This is a genomic window from Pseudomonas sp. OST1909, from assembly GCF_015277575.1.
In the GTDB taxonomy this organism is placed as follows: Bacteria; Pseudomonadota; Gammaproteobacteria; order Pseudomonadales; family Pseudomonadaceae; genus Aquipseudomonas; species Aquipseudomonas synxantha_A.
Genome location: NZ_CP063780.1, coordinates 1,268,272 through 1,291,978, shown reverse-complemented (window position 1 = coordinate 1,291,978; position 23,707 = coordinate 1,268,272). Strand labels below are relative to the sequence as shown.

Here is a 23,707-nt window from a genome sequence, read left to right as displayed (position 1 = left end):
GAGAACACTATGCAATGGGAAGTTGTGATCGGGCTGGAGATTCATACCCAGCTCGCCACCCAATCGAAGATTTTCTCCGGTAGCGCCACCACGTTCGGCTCTGAGCCCAACACCCAGGCCAGCCTAGTCGACCTGGGCATGCCCGGCGTGCTGCCGGTGCTGAACCAGGAAGCGGTGCGCATGGCGGTGATGTTCGGCCTGGCGATTGACGCCGAAATCGGCCAGCACAACGTGTTTGCACGCAAGAACTACTTCTATCCAGACCTGCCCAAGGGCTACCAGATCAGCCAGATGGAACTGCCGATCGTCGGCAAGGGCCACCTGGACATCCCGCTGGAAGACGGCACCATCAAGCGTGTCGGCGTAACCCGTGCGCACCTGGAAGAAGACGCCGGCAAGAGCCTGCACGAAGAATTCCCCGGCGCCACCGGTATCGACCTGAACCGTGCCGGCACGCCGCTGCTGGAAATCGTCTCCGAACCGGACATGCGCAGCGCCAAGGAAGCCGTGGCCTACGTCAAGACCATCCACGCGCTGGTGCGCTACCTGGGCATCTGCGACGGCAACATGGCCGAAGGCTCGCTGCGTTGCGACTGCAACGTGTCGATCCGGCCGAAGGGCCAGGTTGAGTTCGGCACCCGCTGCGAGATCAAGAACGTCAACTCGTTCCGCTTCATCGAGAAGGCGATCAACAGCGAAGTGCGTCGCCAGATCGAATTGATCGAGGACGGCGGCAAGGTGATCCAGCAAACGCGCCTGTACGACCCGAACAAAGACGAAACCCGCGCCATGCGCAGCAAAGAGGAAGCCAACGACTACCGTTACTTCCCCGACCCGGACCTGTTGCCGGTGGTGCTGGAGGATTCGTTCCTCAACGACATCCGCGCCACCCTGCCGGAACTGCCGCAGCAAAAACGCGAGCGCTTCCAGGAGCAGTTCGGCCTGTCGGTCTACGATGCCAGCGTGCTGGCGTCCAGCCGTGAACAAGCCAACTACTTCGAAAAAGTCGTGAGCATTGCCGGCGACGCCAAGCTGGCGGCCAACTGGGTGATGGTCGAACTGGGCAGCCTGCTGAACAAACAGGGCCTGGAAATCGACGAAGCGCCTGTCACTGCCGAACAATTGGGCGGGATGCTGCTGCGCATCAAGGACAACACCATCTCCGGCAAAATCGCCAAGACGGTGTTCGAAGCGATGGCCGCGGGTGAAGGCAACGCCGACGAGATCATCGAGAAGCGTGGTCTCAAGCAAGTCACCGACAGCGGCGCGATTTCGGCCGTACTCGATGAAATGCTCGCGGCGAATGCCGAACAGGTCGAGCAATACCGCGCCGCAGACGAAGCCAAGCGCGGCAAGATGTTCGGCTTCTTTGTCGGCCAGGCCATGAAAGCCTCCAAGGGCAAAGCCAACCCGCAACAGGTGAACGAGCTGCTTAAAAGCAAGCTCGAAGGCTGATTGCGGTGAATGGTTGGAGCAGACTTCAAGGTCTGGCTCCAACCTGTGTGGGAGGGGGCTTGCTCCCTCTCCACATTTTTTATTGGGGATGTCCTGACAATGAAGCGTCTACTCGGCCTCCTGGCCTTGTCCTCCCTGCTGGCGGGTTGCGCCAGCGGCCTCATCGACCCCAACGGTTACGACGAAACCGGCACCGCCTCCTATTACGGCGCTAAACACCATGGCAAAAGAACCGCCAGTGGTGAACCCTTCAACCAGAACGCCTTGACCGCTGCGCATCGGCGCCTGCCCTTCGGTACGCGGGTCAAAGTGACCAATCTGAACAACGACCGATCGGTCGTGGTGCGTATCAATGACCGCGGCCCGCACACCCGTGGGCGCCTGATCGACGTTTCCCGCAAGGCTGCCGAGCAATTGCGTATGCTGGGCAGCGGCACCGCACGGGTTCGCGTGCAAGCCCTGAACAACTGATTGAGGCCGCCTTGAGTATTTTCGGATTGAACGCCCTTTCGCCCTGGAGCCTGCTCGAACTGGTCGGCGGCTTGCTGCTGTTGATCGTCGGCGCCGAGATCCTGGTACGCGCCGCCGTACGCCTGGCGGCCAGCCTCAAAGTGCGACCGCTGATCATCGGCTTGAGCGTTGTCGCCTTCGGCAGCAGCGCGCCGCAGATGGCCGTCAGCCTCCAGGCCACGCTGGCCGGCAATACCGATATCGCCGTGGGTAGCGTTATTGGCAGCAGCATTTTCAATATCCTCGTCACCCTGGGCCTGTCGGCGCTGATCATTCCGCTGCGGGTCTCGCGGCAACTGGTGCGTGTGGATATCCCGGTGATGATCTTCGCCGGTCTGCTGGTGTTTATCCTGGCCGCCAATGAAGTGCTGACACCGCTCGATGGTGTTTTGCTGCTGGTGGCGCTGGTGGCTTACCTTGGCGTACTGCACCACCAGACGCGTCATTCACGCCGCCCGCGCACCCTGGACACCGTGGCCAAGGCACCCTGGTTGAGCAGCGCGTTGCTGATGTTCGCCGGGCTATTGGTGCTGGTACTGGCCGGGCATTTGTTGCTGGGCGCCGCGGTGGAAGTGGCGGGCGACCTGGGCTTGTCGGAGCGCGTCATCGGCCTGACGCTCATCGGCGTGGGCACCTCGCTGCCCTGCCTTGCCACATCGCTGATCGCCGCCTTGCGCGGCGAGCGGGAAATTGCGGTAGGCAACGTGATCGGCAGCAACCTGTTCAACCTGCTGGGCGTGCTGGGCTTTACCGCGCTGGTGGCGCCGTCGCCGCTGTCGGTATCACCCAATGCCCTGGACTTCGATTTGCCGGTGATGCTCGGTGCCATCGTCCTGTGCCTGCCGGTGTTTTATACCGGCTACCGTGTGACGCGTATCGAAGGGCTGGTGCTGCTGGGGTTGTACCTGGCGTACGGGCTGCACGTAATGGCGTTCACCACCGGTATGCCCCTGGCCAACAAGCTTGAACAATTGATGCTGTATTACGTCCTGCCGGCGTTGGTGGCTTTGCTGTTGTTCACCTCTGTGCGCGCCTGGCACCGCCAACACAAGAGGGAATCGAAATGACCGATCAGAAAAAACCCGGAGTTGAGGTACGACGCCAAGTCATGGGCGATGCATTCGTCGACCGCGCCCTGGGTAGTGCCACGGCGTTCACCCAGCCGCTGCAGGACTTCGTCAATGAACATGCGTGGGGCGCTGTCTGGAACCGCGAAGGCTTGCCGCTCAAGACCCGCAGCCTGATCACCCTCGCCGCCCTGACAGCCCTCAAATGCCCGCAGGAACTCAAGGGCCACGTGCGCGGTGCACTGAATAATGGCTGCACGGTAGACGAGATTCGCGAAGCGCTGCTGCATTGCGCGGTGTATGCCGGTGTGCCGGCGGCGATTGATGCCTTTCGGGCAGCGCAGGAAGTGATCGAAAGCTACCAGAAAGACGCCTAGATCCAGCCACCCGCCTGCAATACGAAAATCCCGATGTTGGTGGTCACCGCCGCCATCAACGTGGTGATCACGATAATCGCCGCCGCCAGCTCATGATTGCCTTGCGCCGCCCTGGCCATCACGAAGCTGGCCGCGGCTGTCGGCGCGCCGAAGTACAGGAACAGAATCCCCAGCTCCGGCCCGCGAAAGCCCAGCAACCAAGCGCCCAGGGTTGCGATCACCGGCAACCAGATCATCTTCATCAGGCTCGCACTCAACGCCATGTTGCCGCTCTTGCGCAGCGCGGCCATGGACAAGGTGCCGCCGATGCAAATCAACGCCAACGGCAGCGTGGTATCCGACAGGTACTGCAAGGACTTTTCGAACCAGCCGGGCAAGCTGATCTGAAAGTACGCGAACGGCGCCGCAACGATCACGCTGATGATCAGTGGGTTAGCCACCACACTCTTGAAAATGCTCCACGGGTCGGACTTGATCACCGGGCTGTACACCGCCAGCACAATGGTCGACAGCGTGTTGTAAAACAGGATCACCAGCGCCGCGAGGATTGCGCCCAGGGAGATCCCGTAGTCACCGTACATGCTGGCGGCGAGCGCCAGGCCGATCACCCCGTTGTTGCCGCGAAACGCACCCTGGGTGTAAATGCCCCGGTCTTCACGCTTGCAGCGAAAAATCGCCCAGCCCCAAGCCAAAGCAAAGCTCGCCAGGGTGGCGACGGCAAAATAGATCAGCAAACCCGGCTTGAGTGCCGCGTGCAGGTCGGCATGCAGGATGCCCAGGAACAACAGCGCCGGCATGGTGACGTTGAACACCAGGGACGAAGCGGTGTGGATAAAGTTGTCGTTGATCCAGTTGATGCGCTTGAGCAGCACACCAAGAAACAGCATGGCAAACACCGGCGCGGTGATGGTGAGGGTGGTAAGGAAGATTGCCAGCATGCCGGGGAGAACCTTGGTGGGCGTCGTTAGTTGGCTAATGATAAGCCATGCAGCCCGTGTCGTCTGGTCTACCGCTATCGGGAGCAAGCCCCCTCCCACATTTGAACGCATTCATTGTGTTGGAATGCGGACCAATGTGGGAGGGGGCTTGCTCCCGATGCAGGCGACTCGGTCTCAGGTAATCGGCGCCGGGTTGAACAGCGTAATATCGTTGTGCAACTTGTGATGCTCGGCCCACGTCTGCTTCCTGCCACTGGCCACGTCCAGGTAGAAGTGAAACAACTCCCAACCCAGTTCCTCGATGCTCGCGCGCCCGGTGGCAATGCGCCCGGCGTCGATATCGATCAGGTCCGGCCAGCGCTGGGCCAGCTCGGTGCGGGTCGACACCTTGACCACTGGCGCCATCGCCAGCCCGTACGGCGTGCCACGCCCGGTGGTGAATACATGCAGGTTCATCCCTGCCGCCAGTTGCAAGGTGCCACACACAAAATCACTGGCCGGGGTGGCGCAAAAAATCAGGCCCTTGCCCTTCAAGCGCTCGCCGGGGCCGAGCACGCCGTTGATCGCGCTGCTGCCGGACTTGACGATGGAGCCCAAGGACTTCTCGACAATATTCGACAGCCCGCCCTTCTTGTTGCCCGGCGTGGTATTGGCGCTGCGGTCTGCTTCACCCTTGGCCAGGTAACGGTCATACCAGTCCATTTCCCTGACCAGTTCCCGGGCAACCTCCTGGTTCTGCGCCCGGGAAGTCAGCAGGTAAATGGCATCGCGCACTTCAGTCACTTCGGAAAACATCACCGTCGCGCCGGCCCGCAGTAACAAGTCCGAGGCATACCCCAGCGCCGGGTTGGCGGTGATACCGGAAAACGCATCACTACCACCGCACTGCATACCCAGGATCAGCTCGCTAGCCGGCACGGTTTCCCGACGGCGCTGGTCGAGTTTCTTCAAGCGCACCTCGGCCAGCGCCATGATCTGCTCAATCATTTCGGTAAAGCCATGGCTGGAATCCTGCAGGCGATACAACCACGGCTCGCTCAGGTCCACCGAGCTGTCGTTATCGTGCATCACCTGGCCGGCCTGCAATTTCTCGCAGCCCAGGCTGATCACCAGGGCTTCACCGCCCAAGTTCGGGTTGCGCGCCAGGTTGCGCACGGTGCGGATCGGGATATAGGCATCCGTCGCCGTAATCGCCACGCCGCAGCCGTAGCTGTGGGTCAGCGCCACCACATCATCGACGTGGGGATACTTGGGCAGCAACTCATCCTTGATGCGCTTGACTGCGTGGTCCAGCACGCCGGTGACGCACTGCACGGTGGTGGTGATGCCGAGGATATTGCGCGTGCCCACGGTACCGTCGGCATTGCGATAGCCCTCGAAGGTGAACCCCTCCAGCGGTGCCTGGGTTTCAGGCACCTCGGTGGACAGCGGCAAGCTGTCAAGCGGTGGCGCGGTGGGCATGCGCAGCTGATCTTCCTGCACCCAACTGCCACGCGGAATCGGAGCCAAGGCGTAACCGATGGTCTGGCCGTAGCGAATAATCCGGCCGCCCTCGGGGATATCTTCCAACGTCACCTTGTGGCTCTGGGGTATGAACTCCACGGTGACCAGGCCGTCGGGAAATTCAGTGCCCGCCGGCACGCCCTGGTCGTTTACCACGATCACCACATTGTCGCGCTCGTGCAAACGGATCGAGCGCGGCGAGTCGGCATGTTCAATCAACTGCATCACACGAACCTCAGGAATGCGCTTGGGAAAGGTTGGTCAACTCAGGGCCTTTGGCGGGCGGCTCTTTGAGCACCACGCGCTTGATCGGGCCGACAATCACCAGGTAGCTGAACACTGCGACCAGCGCGTTGGCGCCGACGAACACCAGGGCCCACTTGAACGAGCCGGTAGTGCTGATGATGTAGCCGATGACAATCGGCGTGGTGATCGACGCCAGGTTGCCGAAAGTGTTGAACAGGCCGCCGCTGAGGCCGGCGATTTGTTTCGGCGAGGTGTCGGACACCACCGCCCAACCTAGTGCGCCAACGCCTTTGCCGAAGAACGCCAAGGCCATGAAGCCCACCACCATCCATTCGATGTCCACGTAATTGCAGGCCACGATACTGCTGGAGATCAGCAGGCCGCCAATGATCGGCGCCTTGCGTGCAAAGGTCAGCGAGTGGCCTTTACGCAGCAGGTAGTCAGAGATCACCCCGCCGAGCACACCGCCGATAAAGCCGCAGATCGCCGGCAACGAGGCGATAAAACCAGCCTTGAGGATGGTCATGCCGCGATCCTGCACCAGATACACCGGGAACCAGGTCAGGAAGAAGTAGGTGATGCCGTTGATGCAGTACTGGCCCAGGTATACGCCAAGCATCATGCGGTTGGTCAATAACTGGCGGATGTAATCCCACTTCGGCCCGTCAGTTTTCTTACCCTTGCCCTTGTCCTGATCCATGTCGACCATCGCGCCGTTGGCAGCGATGTGGTTGAACTCGGCCTCGTTGATCATCGGATGCTGGCGCGGGCTGTGGATAACTTTCAGCCAAATCAGCGAGAACACGATGCCGATCACGCCCATCACGATAAACACATGCTGCCAGCCGAAGCGGTAGACGATCCAGCCCATCAATGGCGCAAACAACACCGTGGCGAAGTACTGCGCCGAATTGAAGATCGCCGATGCGGTGCCGCGCTCAGCCGTAGGAAACCACGCCGCAACAATACGGGCATTGCCCGGAAACGAAGGCGCCTCGGCCAGGCCCACCATGAAGCGCAGCATGAACAGCGCAACCACAGCAGTGGAGACGCCGAACTCACCGACATAGCCTTGCAGCACGGTGAACAGCGACCAGGTGAAGATGCTCAAGGCGTAGATTTTTTTCGAGCCGAAGCGGTCGAGCAGCCAGCCGCCAGGAATTTGCCCGGCCACGTAAGCCCAACCGAATGCGGAGAAGATGTAACCGAGGGTGACCGCGTCGATGCCGAGGTCTTTTTGCAGGCTGGAGCCGGCGATGGCGATAGTTGCGCGGTCGGCATAGTTGATCGTGGTCACCAGAAACAGCATGAGCAGGATCAAATAGCGGACATGGGTCGGCTTGGTCGCTTGCATGAAGAGGTACTCCCACTAATTATTTTTTTTGCGGGTAATGATTTTTTGTTTTTCCTGTGGGAGCCGGGCTTGCCCGCAATGCAGACACCTCGGTGTGTCAGCAAGACCGAGGTGATGCTATCGCAGGCAAGCCAGCTCCCACATAAAGCCAGTGCCACAGGATGCTGCGTATTACGACCCGATATAGCTGGTCTTCACCACGGTGTAGAACTCTTGCGCATAGCGACCTTGCTCACGCGAACCGTAGGATGACCCCTTACGGCCACCAAATGGAACGTGGTAATCCACACCGGCGGTTGGCAGATTGACCATCACCATCCCAGCCTGGGAGTGGCGTTTGAAGTGGTTGGCGTACTTCAGCGACGTAGTGGCGATACCCGCCGACAGGCCGAATTCGGTGTCGTTGGCCATGGCCAGCGCCGCCTCGTAGTCAGCCACACGCACCACGTTGGCCACCGGGCCGAAGATTTCTTCACGGCTGATGCGCATCGCCGCTTCGCTGTCGGCAAACAAGGTCGGCGCCAGGTAATAGCCTTCGGTGTCGCAGGTCACCAGGCCGCCACCGCTGACCAGCCGCGCACCTTCGCTTTGGCCGATGTCGATGTATTTCATGTCCTGGTCCAACTGGGCCTGGGACACCACTGGCCCGATGTCGGTGCCGGTGCGCAACGCGTGGCCGACCTTGATCGACTTCATGCGCTCAGCCATTGCCGCAACAAACTGGTCGTGAATACCGGCGGTGACAATCAAACGGCTCGACGCGGTGCAACGCTGGCCGGTGGAATAGAACGCGCTCTGCACCGACAACTCCACCGCCTGCTTGAGGTCGGCGTCATCGAGGATGATCTGCGGGTTCTTGCCGCCCATTTCCAACTGCACTTTGGCCTGGCGCGACACACAATTGACGGCGATCTGACGACCCACGCCAACCGAGCCGGTAAAGCTGATGCCATCGACTTTCGGGCTGTTGACCAACACGTCGCCGACGACACGACCGCTGCCCATCACCAGGTTGAACACACCAGCAGGGAAACCAGCGCGAGAAATGATCTCCGACAGGGCCCAGGCGCAACCCGGCACCAGCTCCGCTGGCTTGATCACCACGCAGTTGCCGTAGGCCAGGGCCGGGGCGATTTTCCATGCGGGAATGGCAATCGGGAAATTCCATGGAGTAATCAGCCCCACCACGCCAAGGGCTTCGCGAGTCACTTCAACGTTGACGCCCGGACGCACCGAGGGCACGTAATCACCTGAAAGGCGCAGGCATTCACCGGCGAAGAACTTGAAAATATTACCGGCGCGGGTCACTTCGCCGATGGCTTCGGGCAGGGTCTTGCCCTCTTCCCGGGCCAGCAGGGTGCCGAGCTCTTCGCGACGGGCAAGGATTTCACTGCCGACTTTATCCAGCGCGTCGTGGCGCGCCTGGATACCGGACATGGACCAGGCCGGGAAAGCGGCGCGGGCCGCGTCAATGGCCGCGTTGACTTGGGCTACGTCCGCTTTGGCATATTCGCCGATGACATCGGCCAAATCAGACGGGTTGATATTGGTGCAATAGTCGGCGCCAGTTACCCATTCACCGTTGATGTAGTTTTCGAAACGCTTTGCTTGGGACACAAATCTTCTCCTGACGCAAAAGGCCGCTGATTGCTCAGCGGCCTTGTGGATAATTTATTGCGCGCCTTGCTTGTCGATCAGCGCGGCCAGGGCTTCGTATTCTTCCGGCAACAGATCGGTCAGCGGCGTACGCACTGGGCCGGCGTCATACCCGACAATTTTCGCGCCGGCCTTGACGATGCTCACTGCGTACCCGGCTTTGCGATTACGGATGTCCAGATAAGGCAGGAAGAAGTCATCGATGATCTTGTCGACGGTGACGTGATCTTCGCGGGCAATGGCGTGGTAGAAGTCCATGGCGGTTTTCGGGATGAAGTTGAACACCGCCGAGGAGTACACCGGCACTCCAAGGGCCTTGTAGGCCGCGGCGTAAACCTCTGCAGTCGGCAGGCCGCCGAGGTAGCTGAATCGGTCACCCAGGCGGCGACGGATCGACACCATCAGCTCGATATCACCCAGGCCATCCTTGTAGCCGATCAGGTTCGGGCAACGTTCGGCCAGGCGTTCCAACAGCGGCGCGGTCAGGCGGCAGACGTTGCGGTTGTACACCACCACGCCGATCTTGACCGACTTGCACACCGCTTCAACATGGGCAGCAACCCCGTCCTGGCTGGCTTCGGTAAGGTAGTGCGGCAGCAGCAGCAAGCCTTTGGCACCGAGGCGCTCCGCCTCCTGGGCGTACTCGATGGCCTGGCGGGTCGAACCGCCCACACCGGCAAGAATCGGCACGCTGGACGCGCAAGTGTCCACGGCGGTTTTTACCACTTGGGAATATTCGCTGGCAGCGAGGGAAAAAAACTCACCCGTCCCACCGGCTGCGAACAACGCGGTGGCGCCGTAAGGGGCTAGCCATTCGAGGCGCTTGATGTAGCCCGCCTGGTGGAAGTCACCCTGGGCGTTGAAATCGGTCACCGGGAAAGACAACAGACCGTGGGAGAGGATGGACTTCAGTTCTTGTGGATTCATTATTCGAACACCCTGGGCGAAGACTTTCTAAGGAAAGCGTTGTTGTTGGTTTTGATGATGTCGTACGTCATCGTACAACTATAAAAAAATTCGTCAACTGCAATTCGTTGAGCCTCCGCTCGCACCTGACGTGTGGATTGCAATTCTTGACGTAGGAAATTTCTCACCTATAGTAACTTCAGCTGTATATACATACAGTTAAAAAGGAAGATTTCCACGACATAGCAAGGAGCTAACATGTCAGGTCTTGAACTCGCAGTACCCGAGAAACTCCCGCCAACCCTGCGTTTTGAAGGGGGTGAACACACCGCCATCGGCGATGAAACCCTGCTGCGCTTCGCCAAGGACGCTGCGGCGATTCCTGCACACCAGGTGCCATTGCATCTGCCCAACGGGCTCGCGCTGACCTACGGCCAAGTGATCGCTTTAGGTGGCGATTTCTATGGCATCCCCGGCCAAGCCATCAGCGATGGCGCCTCTGCGGCCGAGCGCGTGCAACGTTTCACTGCAGCCTTCAACTCTCTCGCCGTATTACCCGCCTCACGGGAAGAGGCGCAGAAGATCCTGGCGGTGATGCAAAAGGAAATCAACGCGGTCAAGCAGGCGATCAAGGATGGCAAACAACCCCATGAAGCCTACGACGCACTGGGTGATACGTTGTCGGAGGAGTGGAACCGCATCACGGGTGGCGGCAGCGCTGTTTCGGCCCTGATTCCCTTGGGACGCTACCTCAAGCTGGCAGCGGACAATGCCGATCACTTCGGTGAGTGGGCCTTGTCCGCGTACCTGGCCGGTCACACGGCGGCGCTGCAACAAGCCGTTGTGGCCCACCAGACGGGTACCGACCAGGCCCTGGAACTGGCCTATGCAATGAACAGCTTCGCTGATCACTTTTTGACCGACCTGTTTTCCGCCGGGCACCTGCGAGTGCCACGCAAACAGTTGGCAGCCGTTGTGACACCAGGTGAATTGGGTTCGCTGATCAGCCGCTTCATGCACGACGAAGACAGCAAGTTCGGGCTCAAGGTGCGTAATGCCATGGGTGATCAGTGGCATGCCTACGGCGACAAGCGCTACTTCGACAGCATCGACGCCGATAATCGCGTACAGGTAAAACGTGCGGTGCAGGCTTCGGCAGACGAAATCTTCGAAACCTTCATCAGCGGCGTCGCGCCCTCCCCAGCCAGCTTCAAGGCACCGCTGTATGTGCCCGACCTGAACGCCGCGCAAAACCCGGCGAACAACTTCTCGCCGTTGTTCAAGATGGAGGGGGACAAGGTGCTGCGGCGCAAGGACGTCAATGACCTGAACGACAAACACTGGACCAATGATTGGTGGGGGTGGAGTACGTACCTGTTGCTCAAAGACTACAAGCCCAATCAACCGGCCAGCTAACAGCTGAAACCTTTTGTAGGAGCGAGCTTGCTCGCGAAGAACCTGCGGTCAGCGCGCACATACTGAATAAACGCGGTGCCCTTGAATCTTTCGCGAGCAAGCTCGCTCCTACAGGGCAATGCTTCAGCCGCGCTGCGCTTCTGCCTCTTCATGGGCATGGCGCAGCCGCTCACGGCTGTTGGTCAAATGCAGACGCATGGCCGCCCGCGCCGCATCCGAATCCTGGCGGGCAATTGCCTCATAGATTTCTTCGTGTTCGCGGCTCAGGCGGCCCATGTAATGCTGCTGGTCATCATGGGCCAGGCGCGCCGAATTCAAGCGGGTCCGCGGAATGATGCTGGTACCCAGGTGGGTCATGATATCGGTGAAGTAGCGGTTACCGGTAGACAGTGCAATTTCCAGGTGAAAGGCAAAGTCTGACGCCACCGCATCGCCAGCGTGGGCCGCACTTTCATTCAGCGCATCAAGAGCCGCACGCATGGCGGCCAGTTGCGCATCACTGCGACGCAAGGCGGCAAGGCCCGCCGACTCTACTTCCAGACTGATACGCAGCTCCAGAATCGCCAGCACATCACGCAAGGTCACCACGGTGGCCGGGTCAATGCGGAAACCGCTGGGGCTGGGCGTGTCCAGCACAAAGGTGCCGATACCATGGCGGGTCTCGACCTGCCCCGCCGCCTGCAAGCGCGAGATGGCCTCGCGCACCACGGTGCGGCTGACGCCGTGGGCTTCCATGATCGCCGACTCGGTAGGCAATTTATCGCCGCGTTTGAGCTGGCCATCGCGGATCTGCTCGGACAACACCGTGACCAATTCCTGGGCAAGGCTGCGGCGCTTGCGGGGCAGACGTGGAGCGGCGCTGGCGTTTTCCATGATGAACCATCTTTCTCGGCGAACTGAAGACCGCATCATAGCCCATGGTGGTTGTACGATCACCGTTGTGGCGCGACTTTCATCCATATCCTTCACGCAAAAAAATGCCCCGACAAACATCGAGGCATTTCTCACGGGGGGCTGAAGGCAAAATCCGCCTACTTCACCACTTTCAAGCTCGGCCGACCGCTAGGACGCGGCGGCTCGCTGTCCGGTGGCGGTAGATCATCACCGCCTTCACCGTCAATCGTTTCGTCGTCCTCGAAAGGCGACTCCAGATCGAACACCATGCCTTGGCCGTTCTCCCGGGCGTAGATCCCGAGGATGGCACCAATCGGCACGAACAGCGTATGCGGTACGCCACCGAAACGCCCTTCAAAGCTCACCGCTTCGTTGTCCATGTGCAGATGGCGCACGGCACTGGGCGATACGTTCAGCACGATTTGTCCGTCGCTGGCGAAACCCTGTGGCACATCCACCTTGGGAAACTCGGAATTGACCAGCATGTGCGGTGTGCAATCGTTGTCCACAATCCACTCATAGAGCGCGCGGACCAAATAAGGTCGACTGGAGTTCATCAACGGCTCCTTAAGCCTTAGCGCATATCGCGTTCGACACCAGACAGACTCGCCTGGAAAGCCTCACGCGCAAATTGGCGCTCCATGTAATCAAGCAGCGGCTTGGCCGGCCGTGGCAGTTCAATGCCCAGGATCGGCAAGCGCCAGAGTATGGGTAATAGGCAGCAATCCACCAGGCTTTGTTCCTCACTGAGGAAAAAAGGTTTATCGGCGAACAGCGGCGAAACACCGGTCAGGCTTTCGCGCAATTCCTTGCGCGCCTGCACCCGAGCGGCTTCCTTAGAACGCGAATCCAGAATCACATCCACCAGCCCGCACCAGTCACGCTGGATCCGATGGATCAGCAGGCGGCTGTTGGCACGCGCCACCGGGTACACCGGCAGCAAAGGCGGATGCGGGTAACGCTCATCCAAGTATTCCATCACCACGGTTGACTCCCACAACGCCAGGTCACGATCGACCAGGGTGGGCAAGCTGCCGTAAGGGTTCACTTCGATCAGTTTCGGCGGATGACGGCCCGCCTCCACACTGATGATCTCGGCGCTGACACCCTTCTCTGCGAGCACGATGCGTACTCGGTGGGAATAGTGGTCGGCGGGGTCGGAGTAACAGGCCAACCGATTGGTCACGCCCATGGCGGTCCTCCTCGCTTGTTGAAATTATCGAAAGCTCAAAAACGAGCGCGCCCAGAGAGCATCTCTGTAACGTCCGGTCAAACCAGGCGTTACGTGTTCAGAGATGCCGCTGGGCGCGCAAGATTAACAGCAATTGCTTACGGTTGGATCAATGCACATCCTTCCAGTATTCGCGCTTGAGCAGATAAGCGAATACGAAGAAGAAAGCCAGGTACAGCAAGACGTACGTACCGATGCGCTGGTGCTGCAGTTTGACCGGGTTGGCCGAGTAGGCCAGGAAGGTCACCAGATTCTTGACCTTCTCGTCGAACTGCTCTTCGTTCAGCGTACCGGTCTTGGGCACGATGGTCAGTTGATCGCACGCTTCATGAGTCAGCGGCGTGCCGGTCAACGGATCATATTGCTTCTTGCCGTCTTCAACGACCTGAACCTGCTTGCATCCTACCACTTGACGACCCTGCAGGCCGACCAGAACGTTCGGCATGCCGACATTCGGGAAGACTTTGTTGTTCACGCCATAGGGGCGCGCCGGGTCTTCATAGAAGGACTTGAGGTAGCCGTAGAGCCAATCGGTACCGCGTACACGAGCCACCAGGGTCAAGTCGGGCGGTGCGGCGCCGAACCAGGTCTTGGCGTCAGCCGGTTGCATGCCGATGTTCATATGGTCGCCAATCTTGGCGCCAGTGAACACCGCGTGACTGAGCATCACCTCATGGGGAATGCCCAGGTCATCGGCCACACGCTCGTAACGCTGGAACTTGGCGCTGTGGCAGCCCATGCAGTAGTTGGTGAAGGTACGCAGCCCATCCTGCATGGCGGCCTTGTCAGACACATCGATATCGACTTTTTCCAGCTGCGCGCCATGCTCGGCGGCGAAGGACAGTAGCGGCAGAGCCGCAAGCACGAATGCAACGAATAATTTTTTCATCAGCCAGTCACCCTTTCCGGAACCGGTTTGGTCTTCTCGAGCCGGGTATAGAACGGCATCAGAATGAAGTAGGCGAAGTACAGGAAGGTGCAGACCTGCGACAGCAACGTACGCTCGGGGGTCGGCGCCAGCACGCCTAGCACACCCAGGATCACGAACGAAATGCAGAACACCCACAGCCAGATCTTGCTCAGCCAGCCTTTGTAGCGCATCGACTTGACCGGGCTCCGATCGAGCCACGGCAGCACGAACAGCACCGCGATGGCTGCGCCCATGGCGATCACGCCCATGAGTTTGTCGGGGATCGCACGCAAGATCGCGTAGAACGGCGTGAAGTACCAGACCGGGGCAATATGCTCGGGCGTCTTGAAGGCGTTGGCCTGTTCGAAGTTAGGTTTCTCCAGGAAATAACCACCCATCTCCGGGAAAAAGAACACGATCGAGCAGAACACAAACAGGAACACCACTACGCCGACAATGTCTTTCACGGTGTAGTAAGGGTGGAATGGAATGCCGTCGAGCGGGATGCCGTTCTCATCCTTGTGCTTCTTGATGTCCACACCATCAGGGTTATTGGAACCCACTTCGTGCAGTGCCAGGATGTGCAGTACCACAAGGCCCAGGATCACGATCGGCAGGGCCACCACGTGCAAGGCGAAGAAGCGGTTCAGGGTGATGCCGGAGATCAGGTAGTCGCCACGTATCCACTGGGTCAGGTCGTTGCCGATCACCGGGATTGCACCGAACAGCGAGATGATCACCTGGGCGCCCCAGTACGACATCTGGCCCCATGGCAGCAGGTAGCCCATGAAGGCTTCGGCCATCAGCGCCAGGTAGATCAACATGCCAAACACCCACACCAGCTCGCGGGGCTTCTGGTATGAACCGTAGAGCAGACCGCGGAACATGTGCAGGTAGACGACGATGAAGAACGCTGATGCGCCTGTGGAGTGCAGCAGGCGCAGGATCGAGCCGTACTCGACGTCGCGCATGATGTATTCGACGGAAGCAAAGGCCTCTTCCGCCGACGGGGTGTAGCTCATCGTCAACCACACGCCGGTGACGATCTGGTTGACCAGCACCAACAAGGCCAGGGAGCCAAAGAAGTAGAAGAAGTTGAAGTTTTTTGGCGCGTAATATTTGCTGAGATGGTCTTCCCACATTTTGGTGGCGGGGAAGCGCGCATCCACCCAATCCATGAACTTGCTCATCACGCGTTCTCCTTGTCGAGGCCAATGACTATGAGGTCGTCAGTTTCGTAGGTATGCGGAGGCACGGGCAGGTTCAATGGAGCAGGCTGGGATTTGTAGACACGGCCAGCGAGGTCGTAGTGCGAGCCGTGGCAGGGGCAGAAATAACCACCGACCCAATCCTTGCCCAGATCGACAGGGGCCACTTCCGGGCGGAAGGTAGGCGAGCAACCCAAGTGTGTACACAGACCAACCAGCAACAGGATCTCTGGCTTGATCGAACGCATTTCGTTCTTGGCGTAGGCGGGCTGATCGGAATTTTCGGATGTCGGGTCAGACAACTGGCCTTCGATCTTTTTCAGATTCCCCAGGATTTCCTCAGTACGGCGAACAATGAAAACCGGCTGGCCGCGCCATTCAGCAATCATCTGCTGACCTGGCTCGATCTTGCTGACATTCACCTTCACCGGTGCACCTGCGGCTTTCGCCTTGGCACTGGGAAACCATGACCCCACGAACGGGACCGCAGCCCCCACCGCTCCTGCAGCACCCACCACGGATGTGGCTGCTACCAAGAAGCGACGCCGGCCTGCATTCACGCCGTCATTGCTCATTCAGTCCTCTCCCATCAGCTTTTTGGCCTGTTAAATCAGGCGTCTACTAAGTGTTGAATCTTTACTTATAAAAATTTTGACGGATGGTAATGAAAAGCCCCACGTATGACAAGGGAATTGCCCGGGCCTCCGCCCTCAGGCCTTGTAGTATAGGGGGTCTACGGATGTGGCAAGTTGTCACGGCGAAAAATGTGCATAAATCGCAGGCAATAAAAAACGCCCAGCTCCGTGAGGAGGCTGGGCGTTTTCTGGAACGTAAAGCGAATTAACGCTTCGAGTACTGCGGACGCTTACGCGCTTTACGCAGACCGACTTTCTTACGTTCAACTTCACGAGCATCGCGAGTAACGAAGCCAGCTTTGCGCAGAGCGCCACGCAGGGTTTCGTCGTACTGCATCAGAGCGCGAGTGATACCGTGGCGGATTGCGCCAGCTTGACCACTTACACCGCCACCGATAACGGTGACGTAGATGTCGAACTTTTCAACGGTCTCGGTCAATTCCAGCGGTTGACGAACTACCATGCGGGCAGTTTCGCGACCGAAGAAGTTGTCCAGGGAGCGGTTGTTGATCGAGATGTTACCAGTGCCCGGACGCAGGAAAACGCGTGCGGTTGCGGTTTTGCGACGGCCAGTGCCGTAATTTTGAGTCGCCGACATAATGAACTATTCCGTTAAAACTTCAGTTCTTGGGGCTGCTGAGCAGCATGAGGGTGTACAGCGCCCGCATAGACTTTCAGCTTGCGAAACATATCGCGACCCAGTGGGCCCTTCGGCAGCATGCCTTTGACCGCGATTTCGATCGGGGCTTCAGGCTTCTTGGAGATCAGGCCTTCAAAGTTGGAAGACTTGATACCGCCTGGGAAACCGGAGTGACGGTAGTACATTTTGTCTTGCGCTTTGTTGCCGGTAACACGTACCTGCTCAGCGTTGATGATCACGATGTAGTCACCGGTATCAACGTGCGGGGTGTATTCAGGCTTGTGCTTGCCACGCAGACGGCTGGCGACTTCAGTGGCCAGACGACCCAGGGTCTGACCAGCGGCGTCGACGACAAACCAGTCGCGCTGAACTGTTTCCGGTTTTGCAGTAAAAGTTGTCATTCTTTAATAGCCTCAGGGGCCGCCCTGTAAATTAGACGGCGGATCTTACTGAATAGTGCGTACTTTGACAAGTCAAAGGCAGCCGGATACAGACGCTATCGGGGGCTCGGGTCGGCGCGTCCGTTCAACGGCAAGATTCTTCGGCAGGCGGCGCATCACTTCCACTGCAGAAAGAGGTGGGCAATTATGCAGATTGCGAAAAAAAATTCAACCTGCTTTTATGATTGTTTTCCCCTGAAGGAGTACCCGATGGATTACCGACAGCTGGGCCGCACCGATCTGAACGTCAGCGCCATTGCGTTGGGCACCATGACCTGGGGCGAGCAGAACAGCGAGGCAGAGGCTTTCGCGCAGATCGAACGGGCCAAGGGCGCGGGGATCAACTTCCTCGATACCGCAGAAATGTACCCGGTACCGCCCAAGGCCGACACCTATGCCACCACCGAACGCTACATCGGCAACTATTTCAAAAGCCGTGGCGACCGCGCCGACTGGATACTCGCCAGCAAGATCGCCGGCCCCGGCAACACGATTGACTACATCCGCGATGGCTACCTGCGTCACAACCGCAAGCACATCACCCAGGCGCTCGACGCCAGCCTCAAGCGCCTGCAGACCGACTGGATCGACCTCTACCAACTGCACTGGCCGGAACGCAGCACCAATTTCTTCGGCCAACTGAGCTACAGGCACAAGGACGAAGACGACCTCACCCCCCTGGAAGAAACCCTCGAAGCCCTGGATGAACAGGTCAAGGCCGGCAAGATCCGCCACATCGGCCTGTCCAACGAAACCCCATGGGGCACCATGAAGTTCCTCGCCCTGGCCGAAGCCCGTGGCTGGCCGCGCGCGGTGTCGATCCAGAACCCCTACAACCTGCTCAACCGCAGCTTTGAAGTGGGCCTGGCGGAAATCGCCATCCGTGAGCAGTGCGGTTTGCTGGCCTACTCACCGCTGGCGTTCGGCATGCTCAGCGGCAAGTACGAAGGCGGCGCACGGCCGGCCAAGGCGCGCCTGACCGAGTACAGCCGCTTCAGCCGCTACTTCAACCCGCAGTCGGAGGCGGCGTGCAGCCGGTATGTGGCACTGGCACGCGAACACGGCCTGGACCCGGCGCAGATGGCGCTGGCGTTTGTGACGCAGCAGCCGTTTGTGACCAGCAATATTATTGGTGCCACCAGCCTTGAGCAGTTGGACAGCAATATTGCCAGTGCTGATCTGAAACTGTCGAAAGAGGTGCTGGAAGGAATTGAGGCGATTCAAAAGGATCATCCGAATCCGGCGCCTTGATCGACCTTCAGGCCGCCATCGCAGGCAAGCCAGCTCCTACATTTTGATCTGTGAATACCGTCAAATGTGGGAGCTGGCTTGCCTGCGATGAGGCCATCAAGAGCACCAGACAATCAAAGCGCCCGCGCAATAATCTCCTTCATGATCTCATTGGTCCCCGCATAAATACGCTGCACCCGCGCATCCGCCCACGCCCGGGCAATCGGGTACTCCCACATGAAGCCGTAGCCGCCGTGCAACTGCACGCACTCATCGAGCACCTTGCATTGCAGGTCCGTGGCCCAGTACTTGGCCATCGCCGCTGTCGGCACATCCAGCTTGCCTTCCAGGTGCAGTGCCATGCATTTATCCACAAACACACGACCGATCTGAATCTCGGTAGCCATCTCGGCCAGCTTGAATCGGGTGTTCTGGAAGTCGGCAATCGCCTTGCCGAACGCCTTGCGCTCGCGGGTGTAATCCAGGGTCCATTGCAATGCCGCTTCGGCTGAAGACAGCGCACCTATCGCCACGGTCAAACGCTCTTGAGGCAGCTCCTGCATCAGGTATGCGAAGCCCATACCGGCCTGGCCCAGCAAGTTTTCCTTGGGCACCCGCACGTCCTGGAAAAACAACTCCGAGGTGTCCTGGGCCTTCATGCCGACTTTCTCCAGGCGCTTGCCCTTGTCGAAACCGGGCGTGCCAGCCTCCACCAGAAACAGGCTGGTGCCCTTGGCGCCGGCCTTGGGATCGGTCTTGGCGACTACGATCACCAGATCGGCCAGGTAACCGTTGGTGATAAAGGTCTTGGAGCCGTTGATGACGTACTCATCGCCGTCCAGCACTGCCGTGGTCTTGACCCCTTGCAGGTCGGAACCGGCGCCCGGCTCGGTCATGGCAATTGCCGTGACCATCTCCCCGCTGATCAACTTGGGCAGGTATTTGTGCTTAAGCGCTTCACTGCCGTAATGCAGGATGTAGGGCGCGACGATATCCGAATGCAGGGAAAAACCGATGCCGGTCAACCCCAGGCGGCTGACTTCTTCGATCACTACCGCGCTGTAGAGGAAATCTGCGCCCAGGCCGCCATATTCCTCCGGCAGGTGGGAACACAACATGCCCGCCTCCCCCGCCTGGTTCCACAGGCTACGATCGATATAGCCCTGCTTTTCCCATTGCCCATGAAAGGGCGCGGCGTGTTTTTCGAGGAAGGTGCGCACGCTCTCGCGGAAGAGTTCGTGCTCCGAGCTGAACAAGGTTCTGGGGATCATGAGTCACCTGCGTGGATTGTCGGACAAGGACGAGCCCACAGAGCCTATGCCCCGATGGCGTCACGGGACACTGGACACATGCGACAAAAAATAAGACGATCCAGCCGTCTGGTGACCACTTTCCCCTATAAGAATAAATGAAATTATGTCTAACCAAATCTCCACGCCCTTGCGGCGCGTCAGCATTTTGGCCATTGATCGGGTATTCGCTTCCACCCTCATGCAAGCCAAGGACTTCTTCCATCTGGCCAGCCTGCGTTACGGTAAACAGCAGGGCCTGGGCTTGACCCCAGGGTTCGATACGCGTCTGGTCAGCCCCGACGGACAGTCAGTGCGCAGCTTCAGCGATGTGATCATGCCGGTGGACGGCGGCCTGGAAGATGCCGATATCATCGTGCTGCCGGCCTTCTGGGACGACTTCGACGCCCTGTGCACCCGCTACCCGCAAGTGTTGCCGTGGCTGCGCGAACAACACGCCCGCGGCGCCGTGCTGTGCGGTGAAGCCACCGGGGTGTTCTGGCTGGCCGAAGCCGGGCTGCTCGATGGCAAGGAGGCGACCACCTACTGGCGGTTCTTCAATGCTTTCAGCGAGCGCTTCCCCAAGGTGCAGCTCAACCAGGACAAGCACCTGACCGATGCCGATAACTTGTATTGCGCCGGCGGCACCACCTCGGCCTGTGACCTCTACATCTACCTGATCGAACGCTTCTGCGGCGCCAACATCGCCCAGGCCGTGGCCCGTGACATCCTCTATGAGGTGCAGCGCAGCTATTCGCCGGGGCGTATCGGTTTTGGCGGCCAGAAGCTGCACCAGGACGTGATCATCCTGCAGATCCAGCACTGGCTCGAAGAACACTTTGCCGACAAGTTCCGCTTCGAAGACGTGGCCCGGGAACACGGCATGAGCATCCGCAACTTCATGCGGCGCTTCCAGACCGCCACCGGTGACAAGCCGCTGCATTACCTGCAACGGTTGCGCATCGAGACGGCAAAGGGCCTGCTCTCAGGCAGCCGCAAGAGCATCAAGACCATCAGTTATGAGGTGGGTTACGACGATGCGAGTTTCTTTGCGCGGTTGTTCAGGCAGCACACGGAGTTGTCGCCGAATCAGTACAGACAGCAATTCCAACAGGCTGCCTGACCTCAGACCAACACAAACCACTGTGGGAGCTGGCTTGCCTGCGATGGCGGTGTATCAGCCAGCCTATAGTTGACTGATACACCGCCATCGCGGGCAAGCCCGGCTCCCACATTGGATCTCCATTGAGCTGGAGATTGATTAAGGCTTGTGTCCGCGCGACAGGAACTCGTGGGACTGCATTTCAAGCAGGCGGCTCAAGGTGCGCTGGAATTCGAAGTTCAAGCGACCGCCGGTGTACAGGTCCTTGAGCTCGACTTCCGCCGAGATGATCAACTTGACGTTGCGGTCGTAGAACTCGTCGACCATGTTGATAAACCGCCGCGCAATATCGTCGGTGGTCACGCCCATCTGCTCGACGCCGCTCAAGATCACCGCGTGGAAGATCTTGCCCAGCTCAATGTAGTCGTTCTGGCTGCGCGGGCCGTCGCACAGTTGGCGGAACTCGAACCAGGCCACGTCATCGCAGGTACGCAAGGCGATGATTTCGCGGTTCTCGATCATCAGCTTGTCGTTTTCCACCGCCTGGGTGCATTCCGGCGTCAGCGCGCGGAAGCTTTTTTTCAGGCTGTCGTGCGCCGCCTGGTTCAGCGGGAAGTGGAACAGCTCGGCTTGCTCCAGGTGGCGCAGGCGGTAATCGACGCCGCTGTCGACGTTGACGATATCGGTATTCTGCTTGATCAGCGCAATGGCCGGCAGGAAGCGCGCACGCTGCAGGCCGTCCTTGTACAAACCGTCGGGCACGATGTTCGACGTGGCAACCAGGGTCACACCGTTCTTGAACAGCTCTTCCATCAGCGTGCCGAGGATCATGGCGTCGGTGATGTCGGAGACGAAGAACTCATCAAAGCAGATCACCCGCGCTTCTTGGGAGAAGCGCTTGGCGATGATGGTCAGCGGGTTTTTCTCGCCCGGCAGGGTTTTCATCTCTTCGTGCACGCGCTTCATGAAGCGGTGGAAGTGAGTACGGACCTTTTCCTTGAATGGCAGCGCTTCAAAGAAGGTGTCTACCAGATAAGTCTTGCCCCGGCCGACGCCCCCCCAAAAGTACAGGCCCTTGACCGGCGTATGGTCTTTCTTGCCAAACAGCTTGCTGAACATCCCCGGCTTGCTTTGCGAGGCCGCGACCAGATCGTCGTACAGGCGCTGCAAATGACGCACAGCATTTTCCTGGGCCGCGTCATGGAAGAATTCAGGGCGTTTCAGATCAGCTTGATATCGTTCTAGGGGCGTCATAATTTCGTTAGCAAGGCAACAAAAACGGGCCGACACTGTAACGACGGCCCTGGAGAATGGCAATCAACCCTTGGTCGGGTTAATCCTCGATTGGAGTCAACGCAGCGCGCAAGGCTTCGATGGCCGCGTCACGCGATGCTTGATCGGCGTACTCGGCACTGTCAGCCACGGCGGCGCCGTCCAGCCATACGCTGAAGCTCAGAGCCTGCGCACGCACGTCCAGCGCATCACCACTTTGCAATTGTTTGGTCACAGCGCCAGCCGCTTTGCCATCGGTAAAGTTGCGCGATAGCAGCAGTTGCTCACCATCAGCGGCCAGCAGGCGAAAGCGGAAGCTGCCATCGTCTTCACGAAAACTCACAAAACGCGCAGCCTTCGCCGCTTTTTTCTTGGTGGCAGCCGGCGCCGCAGCCTGGTTGACGAACGAACGCAGGCCCACTGCTTCACGCAGTTCGGCGAGGAATGGCGCGGCCACGGCACGGGCTTTCTTGGCTCCGACCAGCAGCAGGTCTTCCATATCGGAGGGGCGCGACATCAGTTGGTGGTAACGCTCGCGCGCTTCACCAAGTTGGCCGTCGAGCAGCTGGAACAGACGATTCTTCGCCTCGCCCCAGCCCAGGCCTTGCAGCAGCTCACCACGGAATTCTTCTTCCTGCGCCTTGGTCGCGAACGCCTGGTACAGGGTGAACAGGTGCGAATTGTCCGGGTCCTTGGCTTCGCCCGGCGCACGCGAGTCGGTCACGATCCGCGAGATCGCGTCTTTCATGTCCTTGGCGCTGGTGAACAACGGGATGGTGTTGTCGTAGCTCTTGGACATCTTGCGGCCATCCAGGCCCGGCAAGGTGGCGACGCTTTCTTCGATCAGCGCCTCGGGCATGGTGAAGAACTCTTTACCGTTGCCGAACAAGTGGTTGAAACGCTGGCCGATGTCGCGAGCCATTTCCACGTGCTGGATCTGGTCGCGACCAACTGGCACCTTGTGCGCGTTGAACATCAGGATGTCAGCGGCCATCAGCACCGGGTAGCTGTACAGGCCCATGCTGATGCCCGCATCCGGGTCTTCGCCGTTTTCCACGTTCTTGTCCACCGACGCCTTGTACGCATGGGCGCGGTTGAGCAGGCCCTTGGCGGCAACGCAGGTCAGCAGCCAGGTCAGCTCGGGAATCTCCGGGATGTCCGACTGGCGATAGAAGGTCACACGGTTCACATCCAGGCCACCGGCCAGCCAGGTCGCGGCGATTTCCATGCGCGAGCGCTGGATGCGCTGCGGGTCGTCGCACTTGATCAGCGCGTGGTAGTCGGCCAGGAAGTAGAAGGAGTCGGCATTCGCGTCTTCGCTGGCGAGGATCGCCGGGCGGATCGCACCGGCGTAGTTGCCCAGGTGCGGCGTGCCGGTGGTGGTAATGCCGGTGAGGATTCGGGTACGGGTCGTCATGGGTGATCGCT

At 59.4% G+C, this 23,707-nt stretch carries 23 protein-coding genes; 7 read left to right on the top strand and 16 right to left on the bottom strand.

Annotation, left to right across the window (positions count from 1 at the left end; all coding sequences use genetic code 11):
* The first annotated feature begins 9 nt into the window (after nucleotides 1–9).
* From gatB to IH404_RS05655, 4 genes are all read left to right on the top strand, one after another.
* Nucleotides 10–1,455, top strand: a complete 1,446-nt coding sequence (gatB, locus tag IH404_RS05670) for an Asp-tRNA(Asn)/Glu-tRNA(Gln) amidotransferase subunit GatB (RefSeq protein ID WP_005784800.1) — start codon at nucleotides 10–12, stop codon at nucleotides 1,453–1,455.
* Between the two features lie 99 nt (nucleotides 1,456–1,554).
* A complete protein-coding gene (locus tag IH404_RS05665; RefSeq protein WP_005784798.1) occupies nucleotides 1,555–1,926 on the top strand; it encodes a septal ring lytic transglycosylase RlpA family protein in 372 nt (123 codons plus the stop codon).
* 59 nt (nucleotides 1,927–1,985) lie between these two features.
* Complete coding sequence (locus IH404_RS05660) at nucleotides 1,986–3,032, top strand: calcium/sodium antiporter (protein WP_177327422.1); 1,047 nt, start codon at nucleotides 1,986–1,988, stop codon at nucleotides 3,030–3,032.
* Entirely contained in the window at nucleotides 3,029–3,409 is a 381-nt protein-coding gene (locus IH404_RS05655) for a carboxymuconolactone decarboxylase family protein (protein WP_194440128.1), read from the top strand. The genes IH404_RS05660 and IH404_RS05655 overlap by 4 nt, the downstream gene beginning before the upstream one ends.
* Here IH404_RS05655 and IH404_RS05650 read toward each other — a convergent pair.
* The 5 genes from IH404_RS05650 to kdgD form a co-directional block, all read right to left on the bottom strand.
* A complete protein-coding gene (locus IH404_RS05650; protein ID WP_005784792.1) occupies nucleotides 3,406–4,347 on the bottom strand; it encodes an AEC family transporter in 942 nt (313 codons plus the stop codon). The two genes, IH404_RS05655 and IH404_RS05650, sit on opposite strands and share 4 nt — an antisense overlap.
* Before the next feature lie 174 nt (nucleotides 4,348–4,521).
* Nucleotides 4,522–6,075 carry a galactarate dehydratase gene (garD, locus tag IH404_RS05645; RefSeq protein ID WP_005784791.1) on the bottom strand — a complete coding sequence of 518 codons (1,554 nt, stop codon included), beginning with the start codon at nucleotides 6,073–6,075 and terminating at the stop codon, nucleotides 4,522–4,524.
* 10 nt (nucleotides 6,076–6,085) lie between these two features.
* Nucleotides 6,086–7,450, bottom strand: coding sequence for an MFS transporter (locus tag IH404_RS05640; protein WP_005784790.1), 1,365 nt, complete (start codon nucleotides 7,448–7,450; stop codon nucleotides 6,086–6,088).
* A 171-nt stretch (nucleotides 7,451–7,621) separates the two neighbouring features.
* Nucleotides 7,622–9,067: an aldehyde dehydrogenase family protein gene (locus tag IH404_RS05635; RefSeq protein WP_194440127.1), complete on the bottom strand. Its 1,446-nt coding sequence runs from the start codon at nucleotides 9,065–9,067 to the stop codon at nucleotides 7,622–7,624.
* 54 nt (nucleotides 9,068–9,121) lie between these two features.
* A complete protein-coding gene (gene kdgD, locus IH404_RS05630) occupies nucleotides 9,122–10,033 on the bottom strand; it encodes a 5-dehydro-4-deoxyglucarate dehydratase (RefSeq protein ID WP_005784786.1) in 912 nt (303 codons plus the stop codon).
* 237 nt (nucleotides 10,034–10,270) lie between these two features.
* On the opposite strand from kdgD, the gene IH404_RS05625 reads away from it, so the two are divergent.
* Nucleotides 10,271–11,428, top strand: a complete 1,158-nt coding sequence (locus IH404_RS05625; RefSeq protein ID WP_194440126.1) for a phospholipase — start codon at nucleotides 10,271–10,273, stop codon at nucleotides 11,426–11,428.
* A 123-nt stretch (nucleotides 11,429–11,551) separates the two neighbouring features.
* Here IH404_RS05625 and IH404_RS05620 read toward each other — a convergent pair whose 3' ends face one another.
* The 8 genes from IH404_RS05620 to rplM all read right to left on the bottom strand — a co-directional run bounded on the left by IH404_RS05620 (nucleotide 11,552) and on the right by rplM (nucleotide 17,347).
* Nucleotides 11,552–12,301, bottom strand: a complete 750-nt coding sequence (locus IH404_RS05620) for a FadR/GntR family transcriptional regulator (RefSeq protein ID WP_194440125.1) — start codon at nucleotides 12,299–12,301, stop codon at nucleotides 11,552–11,554.
* Between the two features lie 158 nt (nucleotides 12,302–12,459).
* Nucleotides 12,460–12,879, bottom strand: coding sequence for a ClpXP protease specificity-enhancing factor (locus IH404_RS05615; protein WP_005784780.1), 420 nt, complete (start codon nucleotides 12,877–12,879; stop codon nucleotides 12,460–12,462).
* A 17-nt stretch (nucleotides 12,880–12,896) separates the two neighbouring features.
* A complete protein-coding gene (locus tag IH404_RS05610) occupies nucleotides 12,897–13,514 on the bottom strand; it encodes a glutathione S-transferase N-terminal domain-containing protein (protein ID WP_005784778.1) in 618 nt (205 codons plus the stop codon).
* A gap of 148 nt (nucleotides 13,515–13,662) precedes the next feature.
* Entirely contained in the window at nucleotides 13,663–14,442 is a 780-nt protein-coding gene (locus IH404_RS05605) for a cytochrome c1 (protein WP_005784777.1), read from the bottom strand.
* Nucleotides 14,442–15,653, bottom strand: a complete 1,212-nt coding sequence (locus tag IH404_RS05600; RefSeq protein ID WP_003188526.1) for a cytochrome bc complex cytochrome b subunit — start codon at nucleotides 15,651–15,653, stop codon at nucleotides 14,442–14,444. Before IH404_RS05600 ends, IH404_RS05605 begins: the two co-directional genes overlap by 1 nt.
* Nucleotides 15,653–16,246 (bottom strand): ubiquinol-cytochrome c reductase iron-sulfur subunit, encoded by a 594-nt coding sequence (gene petA / locus IH404_RS05595; protein WP_005784775.1) that lies wholly within the window; start codon nucleotides 16,244–16,246, stop codon nucleotides 15,653–15,655. The genes IH404_RS05600 and petA overlap by 1 nt, the downstream gene beginning before the upstream one ends.
* 265 nt (nucleotides 16,247–16,511) lie before the next feature.
* The gene (gene rpsI / locus IH404_RS05590) at nucleotides 16,512–16,904 is read right to left on the bottom strand and encodes a 30S ribosomal protein S9 (protein ID WP_002555064.1); all 393 of its coding nucleotides are present in this window, start codon (nucleotides 16,902–16,904) and stop codon (nucleotides 16,512–16,514) included.
* Nucleotides 16,905–16,918: 14 nt separating this feature from the next.
* On the bottom strand, nucleotides 16,919–17,347 hold the full coding sequence (gene rplM, locus IH404_RS05585; protein ID WP_003171742.1) for a 50S ribosomal protein L13: 429 nt from the start codon (nucleotides 17,345–17,347) through the stop codon (nucleotides 16,919–16,921).
* A 249-nt stretch (nucleotides 17,348–17,596) separates the two neighbouring features.
* On the opposite strand from rplM, the gene IH404_RS05580 reads away from it, so the two are divergent.
* A complete protein-coding gene (locus tag IH404_RS05580; protein WP_005784773.1) occupies nucleotides 17,597–18,637 on the top strand; it encodes an NADP(H)-dependent aldo-keto reductase in 1,041 nt (346 codons plus the stop codon).
* Nucleotides 18,638–18,750: 113 nt separating this feature from the next.
* On the opposite strand, the gene IH404_RS05575 is transcribed toward IH404_RS05580, so the two are convergent.
* On the bottom strand, nucleotides 18,751–19,887 hold the full coding sequence (locus IH404_RS05575; RefSeq protein WP_005784771.1) for an acyl-CoA dehydrogenase family protein: 1,137 nt from the start codon (nucleotides 19,885–19,887) through the stop codon (nucleotides 18,751–18,753).
* Nucleotides 19,888–20,131: 244 nt separating this feature from the next.
* On the opposite strand from IH404_RS05575, the gene IH404_RS05570 reads away from it, so the two are divergent.
* Nucleotides 20,132–21,028 carry a GlxA family transcriptional regulator gene (locus IH404_RS05570; RefSeq protein WP_177327423.1) on the top strand — a complete coding sequence of 299 codons (897 nt, stop codon included), beginning with the start codon at nucleotides 20,132–20,134 and terminating at the stop codon, nucleotides 21,026–21,028.
* Between the two features lie 138 nt (nucleotides 21,029–21,166).
* Here the strand turns inward: IH404_RS05570 and zapE are convergent, their stop codons facing one another.
* Nucleotides 21,167–22,261: a cell division protein ZapE gene (gene zapE, locus IH404_RS05565; RefSeq protein WP_005784768.1), complete on the bottom strand. Its 1,095-nt coding sequence runs from the start codon at nucleotides 22,259–22,261 to the stop codon at nucleotides 21,167–21,169.
* A 79-nt stretch (nucleotides 22,262–22,340) separates the two neighbouring features.
* Nucleotides 22,341–23,696: a tryptophan--tRNA ligase gene (locus IH404_RS05560; protein WP_194440124.1), complete on the bottom strand. Its 1,356-nt coding sequence runs from the start codon at nucleotides 23,694–23,696 to the stop codon at nucleotides 22,341–22,343.
* Between the last annotated feature and the right edge of the window lie 11 nt (nucleotides 23,697–23,707).